Raw genomic sequence first — 14111 nt, 5'->3', positions numbered from 1 at the left:
TATTGACCCGAGACAGCGTCAATTCCGGTTATCGAACGGCGACGCGTGATCCATCCAGTCGTAGTGAACGTTGCTTCTCGCCCACGCCCAATTCGTGCCGTGACGCTGCACGCCGTTCGAGCCGTCGCTCGTTGCCGATTGATCGACGTCTACGGTTCTTTCGCGCGCGACGCGATGTTCGCCATCGCGCCAGGCTTCGTTTCGTTTGCTGTAATCAGTCATTGCCTTACCTTACATTTGAAAAGGAGCGTCTCATCCTTCGGGCAAGGTGGCCAGTGCATTCATTCAGGGCCTTCTTGCCGGAAGGGAGGTTGCCAAGAACGTCGCTCGACTCAAGCAAAAAGCAAGCCACAGCAAATATCGTCCGTTTAGCGTGGATTCATAGCGGATTTATCCGGGGCAAAGTCGTAGACAATCTCAAATGTGGAATTGAAATTTCAGTTCTGCAATTCAATTCGTTGCAATGCAGGTGGGCGCTCGCCAAAACCGACCGGTCGGACAATTTGTTGCTACGAAGTGCCCGTGCTTGCGGGCGAAATCAAGCCCGGTGTTTCACGTAGAAACTCAGGCCTTTGTGGTTCTGTTTCATCGGTCCCAAGATTCCTGTAACCGATTTCGCTCTATCTGCCTGCAGCTTCTTGCAAGGCTCCGAGGAAGCCAGACTAAACGGCGCCCAAAAAGCCGGGTGCGCGTACTCGCTTGAATCGAGTTTCATGAGATCCAGCATCTCGTCCATGTGGCGCGTGCTCCGGTTCCGTTCTGCGTAGAAACCCGGAGTCCCTTTCATGCTGTCACGAAATGAGATCGCTATGTCATCAAATGTGAGAAAAACGAAGGCCTGCGATTCGTAGACTATTCGTCATCTGGCCACGTCCGCGTCGATTCGCCAACCACATCTCAGATCGTCTTATCGACCTTCCGAGAGTCGGAGGTGCCGGAACCTTCGTCAATTCTTTTCCCATACCTACCATGAATTTTCTAGACGGACACCTGTTTCCCCAAAACCAGCAACCGCTGATTATCACCGCTGCCCCTTATGCCCCATCGTGGATTCCGTCGGACTTTCCCGAGGACATCGCCGTCACCATGGAAGAGCAAATCCAGAAAGCAGTGGATTGCTACAACGCAGGTGCCACCGTGCTGCACCTGCATGTACGCGAACTCGATGGCAAAGGCTCCAAGCGCCTGTCCAAGTTCAATGAGCTCATCGCAGGCGTCCGCGCCCGCGTACCGGACATGATCATTCAGGTTGGCGGATCAATCAGTTTCGCGCCCGAATCGGAAGGCGCGGCTGCAAAGTGGCTGTCGGACGATACGCGCCACATGCTGGCTGAACTCGACCCCAAGCCCGACCAGGTTACGGTAACCGTAAATACGTCGCAGATGAATATTCTTGAGCAGTTTGACCATCGCGACATTGTGGGCAGTTCAATGGAAGACCCTGCGGTCTTCAATGCCTACAAAGAGATGACCGTGCCGGCGCAGCCGGGCTGGGTCGAAGAACACATCCGCCGCCTGACCGCGGCCGGGATCCAGAGCGAGTTTCAGTGCTACAACATCAACAGCTTCGAATCTGTGGAGCGACTGATTCGCCGCGGAATCTACAAGGGTCCATTGGTCATGAATTGGGTAGCCATTGGCGGGGGCATGGACTCGCCGAGTATCTACAGCATGGCCAACTTCGTGCGCGCCGTGCCCGATGGCGCAGTGCTAACGGTGGAGAGTTCCGTACTTAACGTGCTACCCGTGAACACGATTGGCATTGCGATGGGGCTGCATGTTCGATGCGGCACCGAAGACACGCTCTGGAACCAGACCCGTACGGAGAAAATGGGTACGGTGGCACAGATCGAGCAACTGGTGCGTATCTCCCGGGAAATGAGCCGCCCAATCGCTACGGCCAAGCAAGCGCGCGAAATGTGCAGGATAGGCGTGTTCTATGACACGGTTGAGGAAACGCTGCAGGCCAATGGCTTCGCGCCCAATCGCAATGGCGCGCAACAGGGTTTCCTGCAGAAAGCCGCCTGACCAGGCTTCAGTCCTGGGGGGCGCTGCCCCACAAACGCACGTTTCTTGTACACCACTCGCGGTCGTTAGCGGGGAGACATTTCAGGTAATGGAAACCATGAACAGCCCAGAGCGTTGGTCCCTTGTCATTGCCGCCGGGCAAACGGTGATACGCATGTATCACGCCCTCGATCGCAGCGACTATTCCCGTGCTTCCAGGTGCTTCACGCCCGATGGCATTTGGGAACGGGGCGGCAATGCACTCCACGGGCAACAACAGATCCTTGCGTCCCTGAACCAGCGGTCCGCGACGCTGTTTACGCGACACTGTGTCACGAATTTTTTGCTCGTGGAACATAGCGGATCAGTGGCTAAAGCTGAATTTGGCCTGACCGTTTATCGCTCTGACAAGGGCGCACCGCCCATGCTCCCCGCGGACCGTGCGGTGGCGGCCATGTTGGCGGACGTGGAATGCGAACTCGCATGCAATGACGGTGGCGATTGGCTCATCAGGCGCCTCGATCCTCGGATCACTTTCGCGTCGTAAGGTAAAAGGGCCAACCACTTGCCCTTGCTCCCAAAGCGTCGGTAGCGAGGGTCGCCCCCAACTCGACATACATCAGCAACGTTTGACTAGCCTGGCACTCGCAGGCGTCGTCAGGGCCCGGTGTTCCACGGGTCCCCACCGACTCATCGGGCCAATCCAACACCTGCCGAGAAGGCTAAATGGCTCTGCGAGGCCTTTTGAAATGGTCTCTTATTCATGGGGAATGCAATGACTCAATCTGTCGTGCTTGTAACGGGTGCCACTGCCGGCATCGGCTACGCAACCGCTCTCGCCTTTGGTCACCAGGGAGCCCGACTGGTTTGCTCCGGCCGAAACGCTGACGCCGGAGAGGCGCTTGTTGTTCAGTTGCGCGAACTTGGCTGTGAAGCGATGTTCGTGCGCGCCGACGTCAGCAACGAGGATCAGGTTCGTCAACTCGTCGAATACACGGTTTCGCGCTTTGGTCGACTCGACGTCGCTGTGAATAGTGCGGGAACAGAAGGGACTCCTGGTCCGATTGTCGAGCAGACGGTGGAATCCTATACGGCGACTTTTGATGCAAACGTCCTCGGAACCTTTCTCAGCATGAAGCACGAGTTGCGCGTCATGCTGGCACAGAAGCAAGGCGTGATTGTCAACCTTTCCTCCACCATGGGAAGCCGAGGCAACGCCCAGAACCCGATGTATGTGGCGAGCAAACACGCAGTTGAGGGGCTGACCAAGTCAGCGGCACTCGAAGCCAGCAAATTCAACGTGCGTGTGAATGCCGTGGCACCTGGCCCCATCGACACAGGCATGCTGGGACGCATTGCGGGCGGCGCGGAAAAAATCGCCGCAGTAGCCGCAACCATTCCGGCAGGTCGCATTGGCACTCCTGAGGAAGTGGCAGACGCCATTCTCTTCCTGTCCTCGGATCAATCCAGGTACATCTCGGGTCAAATCCTGGCAGTTAATGGCGGAAAGACCGCCATGTAGATTGAAAATCTGTGGATGGCCAGGGACGACCCGCTCTACGGGTTCGAGCGAATCCGCGAATTTGCAAGGCCCAAGGCAGCCGACTCGTCGATGCAGGCATGGAGGCGCATCTCCCGGCAGACGGATCTGGAACGTGGTCGCTGGCGGAGGAACGAGTTCAGCAACGCTGAGCGAGAGGCCGGATCGGTGCAGACGGCAACACCGGCTACCTGGCAACGCCCCCCCAAAAAAAAGAGAACGACTCATGCGCGCCCTGCGCGCATGTCACAGGAGACAGGCATGCAAACCCATATCGCCGATGATCGAATCGGTGGTCCCGATGGCTACGTCAGCGGGCGAGCGCAGGCATGGTTCGCGTTCGCCATGACCTTCGCATTGATGCTATTCGACTACGTCGATCGTCAGGTCATCGTTTCACTGTTTCCACATTTAAAGGAAGCCTGGAATCTGTCGGACAAGCAACTTGGCGGACTTGTCTCCATCATTTCCGTTGTCGTCGCACTTGGTGGTCTACCGGTAGCCCTGGTTGCCGACCGGTTCAGCCGTGTCAAGAGCGTATTCGTGATGGGTACCGTGTGGAGCTTCGCGACCATATCGTGCATGTTCGCCACGAGCTATACGCAAATGTTCATTGCCCGCGCCGTGGTAGGTGCCGGCGAGGCCGGATACGGCTCTGTAGGGGCGGCGTTGATTGGCACCCTGTTCCCAAAGCGGCTGCGCTCGACGTTGCTCGGCGCGCTCTTTGCCGCGAGCTCGTTTGGGGCCGTGCTGGGCGTACTCCTCGGCGGCATCATCGCGGCACACTGGAGATGGCGGGCCGCCTTCGGCGTAGTCGGAATTCCAGGTGTGATCGTCTCGTGCCTGTACCTGCTGGTACGCGACTATCAGACGGTCTCCATCACACGCGGCGCAAATGATGTCAACACGTCGGTGATGGCGGGTACGCGCCGCATCGTGCGCGGACTGACCAGCTCGCGCACGGTCTGGTGGACCTGCGTTGGCACATCCCTTCAGGTCATCATCGTTTCCACTGTGTGGGCCTGGCTTCCGAGCTACCTGATGCGCTTTCAGGGATACACCGGCGAGGCCGCAGCAAAACAGGCAGCACTCGTGGTACTGCTGGGTGGTGTTGGCACGGTGTTTTGGGGATACATCGTGGATGCCTTCGGGGCTCGCCGCGCGCGCAACAAACTGCTGGTTACTGCGCTCCTGTGTCTGCTCACCTGCGTTGTATTGGTATCTGCGTTCTCCGGACGATTTTCCGGCTTTCTGCCTATCGCAATCGGCGGATTCCTGATGGCGTGTACCGCTGGTGTGGCGATTGGTGTGGTGCTTGACATCATGCACCCCGCTCTGCGCTCGACGGCTGGCGCCATGCTGTCCCTTTTCCAGAACCTGTTCGGGCTGGCAGTGGGACCGTTTGTCGCCGGTGTGCTGTCGGACATGTGGGGATTGCAAAAGGCACTTGAAGTCATGCCGTGCTTCGGCATTGGAGCCGCGCTCTGCTACTTGCTGGCTGCCAGAAGCTATGAGGCCGACCTGAAGATTATCGTTGCCGCAACGCAAGAACCCGTCGACGGAAGAAACACGTCGGTGGCTCTGGGTTGATTCCCGCATGCCATGTTCTTCGCATGGTTCATTCGGCTCCGGCGCAATGGCCTGGCAAAGTCCATTCGCGCCGCCGTCGACTGAAATTCGGCCATGAGCCAGTTTGCTACGCACACCTACTGGAACCAGAGCCGATCAACACAGGTCGCCGCCTACCTTCCCTTCGCTGACTTAGCGCTTCGCCACTGCGACGGCGTCATCCCGAACTGCGCCTCAAACCAACGTACGAACGATCCATAGGCTGAGTATCCGAGCGCCTCGGCAATGTGTCCCAGCGAGTGGCTCTTGTTTTCCATATAGTGGACGACGAGGTCGCGCCGTACGCCATTTACCATGTCCGAGAAGACCATTCCCGCGCTTTCGAGTTGGCGCTGTAGCGTACGCACGTTCATGCCGAGGCCTTGAGCCACCTGCTCGATCGTCGCACGCCCAACCGGCAGCAGCAGATAGATTGCCTTGCGCACCTCGAGCACAACTGACGGCTCCCTGGCCCCAGGCAGACCCTCAAGCAATCGTTGCGCGTGGCGCGCCATGACAGGGTCAGCGATGGGGTTCGGAAAGTCCATATCGGCTGCACGGCAAATCACGCCATTGAAGGAACTGGCGAATTCCAGCTTTCCCACGAACACGCGTCGGTGCAGCCGCAGATCCGGGGGAGCATCATGGGTGAAATGGACGCTAAGCGGGTGCCAGGCGGCACCCAGCAGCGTACTGCACATGCGTGACAGTGAGCCCAGTACCAGTTCAGTCGACTGTACGGATGTCCCGGTTTCATCGGCGACAAACTCTTCTCGCACGATCACTTTCTTGCCGACGTCTTCCATGCGTATGACCAGGAACTCGTTCAGCAGGTGCCGATACTGAATCAGGGTTGCGACAGCTTCGCGCAGGGTTCGCTGATGCGTGAGCAACACGCTGACGACACCGAGGTCGGACAATTGCCAAAGGTCAGCCACACGCAGCCCGAATGTCGGGCATTGGGTGATGCGCGCTGATTCTTTCAACAAAGTAACGGCGGCGCTTCCCGGAATCAGGCATTCCGGGTCTGCAAGCATCGCACTGCTCAACCCCAGTTTCCGTAGCAATAGCTTCGGGTCAAAGCTCAGTTGCTGCGCAACCTTGAGATAGTTGGTCATCACGCCTGTACGAATCAATGTACCCATCGCTTCTCGTCCACGTGGCGGTGGTCCGGTTCCGCTCTGCGTGGAAACCCGGAGTCCCTTTTATTCTGTCACGAAATGAGATCGCTATGTCATCAAATGTGAGAAAAACGAAGGTCTGCGATTCGTAGACTGTTCGTCGTCGAACCATGTTCGCGTCGATTCGCCAACGCCCTCTCAGATCAAGTACGAACGGAACACACATACCATGGCCGCACCTCAGAACAAGGTAATCGTCACCTGCGCCGTGACTGGCGCCATCCATACGCCGACGATGTCTCCCTACCTGCCAATCACCGCAGAAGAGATCTCGCGCGAGGCAGTTGCTGCGGCCGAGGCCGGCGCTTCCATTGTCCATCTGCACGCGCGCAAGCCCGTGAATGGCCAACCCTCCCAGGACCCCGCCCTCTTCCGGGAGTTCCTTCCGGAGATTGCCGCTCGCTCCGACGTGGTGATCAACCTCACGACGGGTGGCGCCCCCAACATGCTCGTCGAGGAACGGCTGCAACCGGCGCTGCAACTCAAGCCCGAAGTCGCCTCCCTGAACATGGGCTCGATGAACTTCGGCCTGTATCCGATGCTCGGCCGCTACAAGGAGTTCAAGCACGACTGGGAGCGCCCGTACCTGGAAGGCTCGGAGGACCGCGTCTTCCGCAATACCTTCAAGGAAATCCGCTACATCCTCGAGTCCTGCGCCGACAACGGCACGCGCTTCGAGATCGAATGCTACGACACCAGCCACCTCTACACGGCAGCGCACTTTATCGACCGCGGAATACTCAAGCCGCCGTTCTTCATCCAGTCCGTTTTCGGCCTGCTCGGGGGCATCGGCACGCATCCCGATGACGTCATGCATATGCGCCGTACCGCTGAGCGACTATTTGGCAAGGACTACTACTGGTCTGTGCTGGGTGCCGGCCGCAGCCAGATGCCGATCGCCTCGATGGCTGCCGCCATGGGTGGCAACGTTCGCGTTGGCCTGGAGGATTCGCTCTGGGACGGACCAGGCCAGCTGTCGACGAGCAATGCGGAACAGGTCAGACGCATCGTTGGCATCTTGCATTCGCTGAACCTGGAGGTGGCGACGCCGGATGAGACGCGCAACATGCTTCAACTCAAGGGCAAACATGCTGTCGCGTTCTGATCTCTTCCGGAGCGCCTTAATGTGGATCTTGCCAGTAGGCGCATGAGCCCCCCAGGCCGGACGCCGAAGTGCTCGTTCGAGGCAACGCTTCCGAAAACAATCAGCAAATCTTTAATCAAGCATTTTCAGGAGACATGGCATGGCAAAGGCAATCCGCTTCTACGAAACGGGAAGCGTCGACGTCCTCAAGCTCGAGTCGGTGGAGGTCGGCGACCCCGGCCCCGGCCAGGCCCGCGTAAGGCACACCTATATCGCGGTCAACTTTATCGACATCTACTTCCGCACGGGTCACTATCCCCTGGCCCTGCCGAACGGCCTGGGCTCGGATGCCGTGGGTGTGGTCGAAGCGGTAGGCCCCGGCGTGACCGACATCCGCGTTGGTGATCGCGTGGGTTATCTGCTCGGCCCCCAAGGCGCGTACTGCGATGTGCGGGTAATGCCAGCCGAGGTGCTGATTCCGCTACCGGATGGCGTGTCGGACCGCACCGCGTCCACGCTCATCATGAAGGGGATGACGGCGCAATACCTCTTCCGTCAGGTCTATCCGCTCAAGGGTGGCGAAACCATTCTGTATCACGCCGCTGCCGGGGGTGTTGGCCTGCTCGCCTGTCAATGGGCACGCGCGCTTGGCGTGACGATGATCGGAACAGTGAGCACCGACGAGAAGGCTGAGATCGCGAAGGCCAATGGGTGTACGCACACCATCGTGACCTCGCGCGAGAACATCGTCGATCGTGTGATGGAGATCACGGACGGAAAGAAGGTGGAAGTAGTTTTCGATTCAGTCGGAAAGGCAACGCTTGATGCATCGCTCTCGAGCCTTCAGGTGCGTGGCACGCTCGTCAGCAACGGCACGACTTCCGGGCCGGTGGAGATCGACAGCAGAACGCTGGCAGTCAAAGGCTCGCTATGGGTGACTCGCCCAGCTATGGTTCACTATGCCACGCCGCGCTCGCACATGCTGTCGATGGCCAACGAAGTATTCGATATGGTATTGGCCGGCAAACTGACCAGTGAGCCGAAGCAGAGCTTCGCGCTGGAAGATGCAGCACAGGCACACCTCGCCCTGGAGAACAGGAAGACGAGTGGTGCAACCGTGCTGGTGCCATAAGCCAGCGCGAGAGGTGCGACGCCGGCCCGCGCTGATAGGTCGTCGGCAGCGGGCCATAAGCCTGCGTACGTCGGCGTGAGGTGGCGACGTCCCCGTCGTCATCGCGATGACGACTCGCGCAAGTCTTCATGTCCCGCCCTGCCGTGCGCTCCGCGCAACCGCCGTACCACAATGAGCTATTCCAGAATCTGATGGAGTCTCCATGCATATCGAGCAACTAACTTGCGCTATTGGCGCTGAACTTACTGGGGTCGACCTTGTTGATGCGATCGAAGATAACGGGCTCTTCGCGAGCATTTGCGAGGCACTGCTCAAACACCGTGTGCTTTTCCTGCGCAACCAGGACATTACGGCAGCCCAGCATGTGGCCTTTGCGCGCCGCTTCGGTGAACTTGAAGATCATCCGGTGACGGGTAGTGATCCCGATAATCCTGGTCTGATACAAATCTACAAGACTCCTGAGAATCCCCCGGAGCGATACGAAAACTCCTGGCACACGGATGCGACCTGGCGCGAGGTGCCGCCCATGGCGAGCGTTCTGCGTTGCCGTGAATGTCCGCCTATCGGCGGCGATACGATGTGGGCCAATATGGTGCTTGCGTATGAAAATCTGCCTGCCCATATCAAGGAGCAAATCGCCGAGCTTCGGGCGCGCCACAGCATCGAGGCCAGTTTCGGCGCGGTCATGCCGATCGAGAAGCGCCTTGCACTGAAAGCCCAGTTTCCCGATGCCGAACATCCGGTGGTGCGTACCCATCCGGAAACCGGGGAGAAGGTGCTTTTCGTTAACGGCGCTACCACCCACTTCACGAACTTTCATACGCCAGCGAACGTGCGGTTCGGACAGGATTTCAACATGGGTGGTTCTGACCTGCTGCGCTACCTGATTAGTCAAGCCTACATTCCTGAGTATCAGGTCCGCTGGCGCTGGACAAAAAACAGTGTGGCGATCTGGGACAATCGATCGAGCCAGCACTACGCGGTCATGGATTACCCGCCGTGCCATCGCCGGATGGACCGCGCGACGATCATTGGGACCCGCCCGTACTGAGCACTTCTATTGGCCAGGACTCGTCCGCAGCATCGCAAGGAGTTCGCATTCCACGGTTACCAAGAATTTTCAGACCGTAAGGGCGGCCGGTGCGCATTGTGCCTCAGTTCGTTCAGGACAATAAGTTGCGAAGCGCCAGAGTGGCAAACCTCGAGCGTTTAGTAAGCGGAATCGTCGGGCCAGTCATCCTGATAGCGCATAGGATGTGCTGTCTGGTCACCGCTCTCGAGGTGCAGGAAACGAAGCGCGACGTCCAAGGCCGTCGGCATCAGAGTAATGTCCATCATTTCCCAAGTGGTGGACACCATTTTTTCACAGCCAAAACAGAGATCCGGCAGCCGTAAAGGTCGTCCGAACCATCGTCCCGAATTCCGTCGTCCCCTGACGATGGCAGTTTGCGAACCGGTGGTGTCAATCGCCAGGTTGGCCCGTGAGAAGAGTTTGAACGCGAACGCCTCGGGCCTAAGCGCGGCGACGAGGTTGCATCAAACGTAATGATTGGTATTCGATGATGCAAGGGCGATAAATACAGTCGACTTTTAACACAGTATTTAATTCGAATTCCTAATTAATACAATTTGGAGACGAAATGACCAGGAAAGGAGTTATTCTTTTCGCACTTCTCGCTTGTGCTGATGTTGCGCAGGCACAGTCGTCGGTCACGTTGTACGGAGCAGTGGATTCGTCCCTCCTCTGGCAAAGCACTTCGGCCGCTACTTTTGCACCCAATCCAGCCGTCAATCCGGATAAAGGTTCGGTATTCCGTTACAAGGACGGCGGCATGTATTCCAGCATTATTGGCATGACTGGAAAGGAAGATATCGGCGGTGGTTACAGTGTCAACTTTAAGCTGCAAGGGTCGTTCGACAGCGGAGCCGGCAAGCTTCAGCTCTCTGATACACCGGGTGCTGCGGCGATGTTTAACCAGGTGGCAAGCGTAGGCATCGCAGGGCCCTTCGGCTCGTTGAACGCCGGCCGCCAGTTTTCCCCAATCGGCTACGCGTTTTCGGACACGGACGTTCGTGGCGGGCAATTCTTCGGTAGTGTGTTGACCGCCTGGCTCACTATGGACAGCGCGTCGGGCTGGCCCGGCACGAGTACGAACGGATCAATTGGTGCTCTGTATGACAGTAACGCACTGATCTACAATTCCCCGTCCTTCTACGGCGCATCGGTTACGCTTGAGTACACACTTGGTGGTGTTCCGGGCGAATTTTCGGCCGGATCGCACAAATCCGCGGTCCTCAAATATTCCAATTACGGTTTGAATTTCGCCGCGCTCTACTACGACGGGCACGACGCCAATCCGTTCCCGGCGACTTATCCCGCGTCGCCGGCCATTCCGGCAACCGGCGTCGACAATAACCGCTTCGTCTACCTCGGCGCGAAATACACGTGGAACAGGATTTCCGTTTCGGGTTCGTTCAGCAACGGGCGGCAACCGGCGTATGAGAATGGCAACCCCGCATTTGGCGCAACGTCCGGAGATTTCGACATGTGGACCGCTGGACTTGGCTACCGCGTCTCCCCCGCCCTTGATCTGAGTTCCGGTGTGTACTATGTGCGCGACGAGAAACACTCGAAGAACCAGTCCACCGCCTACGTCCTCGGAGCCGTGTACTACCTCTCCAAAGCGACGATGCTTCATGTCGATGTTGGCTACGTCTCGAACCGCGGTGCAATGAATCAGGAATTGGCATACGGTGCGCCCCCGGCTCCGGGCAAGAACACGTCGGCCGCGATGCTCGGGCTGCGTCACACGTTCTGACGGTCGACTGTTGGCGAAAATATCACAAGAACGGAGCATTCCATGAAGAAAACCAGGGTACTCGTGTTGGCGATCACGGCGCTGGCCGCGGCAGGTTCCATGAGCGCGTGGTCTCAACCCCTGGACGCATCCAGCGCGTCCGCTGGTGTACAAGCCGTGGTGCAGGCCTCGGGCGCTGGGGCACCTACGGGAAAGCAGGCGGACCGTGCGCTGCGTCGCAAGGTGTATGCCGCTATCGGGAAGGACAAGTCGATCAGCGCCGGCAACATTAGCGTGCGCGCGAAAAACGGCGCGGTGACGCTAAGTGGTACGGTCTCGGAAAACGCGCAAATCGGCAAGGTCGAGGATATTGCCAAGAGTGTTCCCGGCGTGACGTCGGTGACCAACAAGTTGACGATGCAGAAGCCTTTTGGCGGCATGTAAGCTGCCGCAGGAGGAGCGGGATGCGGCGAGCGTAGATCAGGCGGGTATCAGCGACGCATTACTGCGTCGCCCCCTTCTCAACCGAATTATCAAACCAGTGAGCCGACCTCGACGTCAAAGCGGTGCTCCAGCCACCGTACCAGGTGGTTGACCGCAAACGCGAGGGCCAGGTAGATCAGCCCAGCCGCAATGAAGATCTCGTAGGGTGCGAAAGTGCGTGCCACCAGGGTGTTGGCAACGCCAGTGAGATCCGAGATCGTGATGGCGCTCGCCAGCGACGTGCGCTTGATCGTCCTGATCGTTTCGTTGCCGTAGGCAGGCAGCGCCAGCCGCAACGCTTGCGGACAGATGATGTGGCGGTAGAGCGCGCCGAAAGACAACCCGAAGGCGTGGCCGGCCTCGATCTCTCCACGCGGCACGGCCTGGATCGCCCCGCGGAAGATGTGCACGGTATAGGCCGTCGCGTTCAGCACGAAGCTGATGACAGCGCACCAGTACGGCTGGCGCAGGTAGGGCCATGCCCAGCTCTCGCGCACCGCGTCGATCTGGGCAATGCCGTAGTACACAATGAAGATCTGCACCAGCAGCGGAGTCCCCCGGAAAACCTGTGAGAACACCTCAACGGGCCAGCGCAGCCACCAGGCCTTCTGGACCCGAACGATTGCGAGCGGCACCGCCAGCATCGTCGACAGCACTAACGTGATCGCGAAGAACGCCAGGGTTAGCAGCGTTCCCTCCCAGAGGAGCGGGAGGCTCTCGCGGATGAGTTCGAAATCCATGGTCAGGACGTCCTTTCACGGCGTGCGCCGCGCCGTTCGAGATGATGGAGCGCGAGCGAACTCAACACGGTCAGCGCCAGGTAGATGGCGCCCGCGCACAGGTAGAAGAACAAGGCCCGGCGCGTGTCACTGATGGCCAGCTCGGCGGCCTTCATCAACTCGCTCAGTCCCACGATGGAAATTAATGAGGTGTCCTTGAGCGTCGAAACCCAGATGTTCTCCAGCCCCGGCAGCGCCAGCCGTAGCATCTGGGGACACTGGATCACGAAAAAGATCTGCAAGGTGCTCATGCCCGCGGCCATGCCCGCCTCAACCTGTCCGCGGGGAATGGCGGTGAGCGCGCCGCGGAACACCTCCGACGCGTAGCCGCCGAAGATCAGCGCAAGCGCAAAGATGCCTGCCGGAAAGGGCGGAATCTCGACCACCCCGGCGTCGGGCTTGATCAGCGAGAGCAGCCGGCTCAAGGCCACCGTGCTGCCAAAGTAGACCATCAGGATCAGGAGCAGCTCCGGGATGCCCCGTATCGTCGTGATGTAGGCATCGGCCAGCCAGCGCACAGCCTTGAAGCGCGACAGGCACGCTGCCGCGCCGAGCAGGCCAAACGCAATACCGAATGCCGTCGACAGCCCTGCAACCTCCACGGCCGTCCACGCGCCGCTTGCGATGGTCGGCCCCCAGCCGTTGAACAAGTTCATGTTGTCATCTGCGATCGGTTGGCGAATTCATGGGCGCACTCGCGTCAGTGCCAGACCGCGGGCAGCACACTGAAGGCCCAGTACTTCTGGTTAATCGCCTTGAAGGTCCCGTCGGCGAACATGCCCCGCAGCGCCGCATTGATCTCGTCGCGCCGCGCCGTTTCCCCCTTGGGCAGCCCCACGGCTACGCCGTCGCCCAGGTACCTGGGCGCCTCGATCTCGGGACTGACGAACTCGAAGTCGCGCCCCTCCGGCTTGTCGAGAAAGTCCGTCCGCACCTTCATCGGGCTCACGAGCGCGAGGTCGATGCGGCCGTCAACGAGGTCCAGCAGCATGTTCTCCGACGTGTCATAGCGGGCGATCTCGACGCCGGGAAACTCACCGGCGAGATAATTGTCGTTCGTGGTGGCCCGTTGCACGCCCACCACCTTGCCCTTGAGCGAGCTCGCATTCGGCGTGTTGTCCGCATTCATCGGATGCAGACCCGCGCCCTTGCGACCAACGAAACGTGCGGTCGAAATCCGATAGGGAATGGAAAAGTCGATGCTCTTCTTGCGCGCCTCGGTGATTGACAGGCTCGAAGTGATGATGTCGATCTTATTGGAGAGCAGCGCGGGAATCAGGCCGTCGAACCCCAGGCAGACGAACTGCACGTTGGCGTTCATGCGCCGCCCGATCTCGCGCGCGATGTCGATCTCAAAGCCCTTCAGCTCGCCCGATGTATCCCGGTAATTACTGACCAGTTCAATAAATAGTGCGTATATTGGATCAAGCTGCGTAGCGAACATGCTTCTCCTGAAACAGGTTGCGGATAACATGAGGCTGCTTCTGCCGGCGATGCAG

15 protein-coding genes are annotated in these 14111 nt (G+C 58.9%); 9 read left to right on the top strand and 6 right to left on the bottom strand.

The genetic code is table 11. The features are described from left to right. Positions 1-18: 18 nt before the first annotated feature. Positions 19-222 (bottom strand): hypothetical protein, encoded by a 204-nt coding sequence (locus tag HV773_RS29155; RefSeq protein ID WP_175197641.1) that lies wholly within the window; start codon positions 220-222, stop codon positions 19-21. 316 nt (positions 223-538) lie between these two features. Continuing rightward, positions 539-736: a hypothetical protein gene (locus HV773_RS29150; RefSeq protein ID WP_175197640.1), complete on the bottom strand. Its 198-nt coding sequence runs from the start codon at positions 734-736 to the stop codon at positions 539-541. Positions 737-969: 233 nt separating this feature from the next. Here HV773_RS29150 and HV773_RS29145 point away from each other — a divergent pair, with 233 nt between their 5' ends. The 4 genes from HV773_RS29145 to HV773_RS29130 all read left to right on the top strand — a co-directional run bounded on the left by HV773_RS29145 (position 970) and on the right by HV773_RS29130 (position 5137). Beyond that, a complete protein-coding gene (locus HV773_RS29145; protein ID WP_175197639.1) occupies positions 970-2028 on the top strand; it encodes a beta-keto acid cleavage family enzyme in 1059 nt (352 codons plus the stop codon). Between the two features lie 88 nt (positions 2029-2116). Then, positions 2117-2554, top strand: a complete 438-nt coding sequence (locus HV773_RS29140) for a nuclear transport factor 2 family protein (protein WP_175197638.1) — start codon at positions 2117-2119, stop codon at positions 2552-2554. Positions 2555-2782: 228 nt separating this feature from the next. After that, positions 2783-3529: an SDR family NAD(P)-dependent oxidoreductase gene (locus tag HV773_RS29135; protein ID WP_175197637.1), complete on the top strand. Its 747-nt coding sequence runs from the start codon at positions 2783-2785 to the stop codon at positions 3527-3529. A 279-nt stretch (positions 3530-3808) separates the two neighbouring features. Next, positions 3809-5137: an MFS transporter gene (locus HV773_RS29130; protein ID WP_175197636.1), complete on the top strand. Its 1329-nt coding sequence runs from the start codon at positions 3809-3811 to the stop codon at positions 5135-5137. A gap of 152 nt (positions 5138-5289) precedes the next feature. On the opposite strand, the gene HV773_RS29125 is transcribed toward HV773_RS29130, so the two are convergent. Beyond that, positions 5290-6300, bottom strand: coding sequence for an AraC family transcriptional regulator (locus HV773_RS29125; protein WP_175197635.1), 1011 nt, complete (start codon positions 6298-6300; stop codon positions 5290-5292). 205 nt (positions 6301-6505) lie between these two features. Between HV773_RS29125 and kce the strand changes: the two genes are divergently transcribed. The 5 genes from kce (at position 6506) to HV773_RS29100 (ending at position 11794) form a co-directional block, all read left to right on the top strand. Then, positions 6506-7441 (top strand): 3,5-dioxohexanoate:acetyl-CoA acetone transferase, encoded by a 936-nt coding sequence (kce, locus tag HV773_RS29120; RefSeq protein WP_175197634.1) that lies wholly within the window; start codon positions 6506-6508, stop codon positions 7439-7441. 139 nt (positions 7442-7580) lie between these two features. Next, on the top strand, positions 7581-8552 hold the full coding sequence (locus HV773_RS29115) for a quinone oxidoreductase family protein (protein WP_175197633.1): 972 nt from the start codon (positions 7581-7583) through the stop codon (positions 8550-8552). A gap of 202 nt (positions 8553-8754) precedes the next feature. Continuing rightward, positions 8755-9603 (top strand): TauD/TfdA dioxygenase family protein, encoded by an 849-nt coding sequence (locus HV773_RS29110; RefSeq protein ID WP_175197632.1) that lies wholly within the window; start codon positions 8755-8757, stop codon positions 9601-9603. 589 nt (positions 9604-10192) lie between these two features. Next, positions 10193-11371, top strand: a complete 1179-nt coding sequence (locus tag HV773_RS29105; protein WP_175197631.1) for a porin — start codon at positions 10193-10195, stop codon at positions 11369-11371. 42 nt (positions 11372-11413) lie between these two features. Then, on the top strand, positions 11414-11794 hold the full coding sequence (locus tag HV773_RS29100; RefSeq protein WP_175197630.1) for a BON domain-containing protein: 381 nt from the start codon (positions 11414-11416) through the stop codon (positions 11792-11794). A gap of 89 nt (positions 11795-11883) precedes the next feature. On the opposite strand, the gene HV773_RS29095 is transcribed toward HV773_RS29100, so the two are convergent. The 3 genes from HV773_RS29095 to HV773_RS29085 are packed head-to-tail and all read right to left on the bottom strand — an operon-like array spanning position 11884 to position 14056. After that, on the bottom strand, positions 11884-12573 hold the full coding sequence (locus HV773_RS29095) for an ABC transporter permease (protein WP_175197629.1): 690 nt from the start codon (positions 12571-12573) through the stop codon (positions 11884-11886). A 2-nt stretch (positions 12574-12575) separates the two neighbouring features. Continuing rightward, positions 12576-13268: an ABC transporter permease gene (locus tag HV773_RS29090; RefSeq protein WP_175197628.1), complete on the bottom strand. Its 693-nt coding sequence runs from the start codon at positions 13266-13268 to the stop codon at positions 12576-12578. A 44-nt stretch (positions 13269-13312) separates the two neighbouring features. Then, positions 13313-14056 carry a transporter substrate-binding domain-containing protein gene (locus HV773_RS29085; RefSeq protein ID WP_175197627.1) on the bottom strand — a complete coding sequence of 248 codons (744 nt, stop codon included), beginning with the start codon at positions 14054-14056 and terminating at the stop codon, positions 13313-13315. Positions 14057-14111 lie beyond the last annotated feature (55 nt).

The organism is Paraburkholderia caffeinitolerans, assembly GCF_902859945.1.
GTDB classification, from domain to species: domain Bacteria; phylum Pseudomonadota; class Gammaproteobacteria; order Burkholderiales; family Burkholderiaceae; genus Paraburkholderia; species Paraburkholderia caffeinitolerans.
Note: the sequence above shows the minus strand (reverse complement) of the source record. Positions and strands in the feature narration are given on the sequence as shown.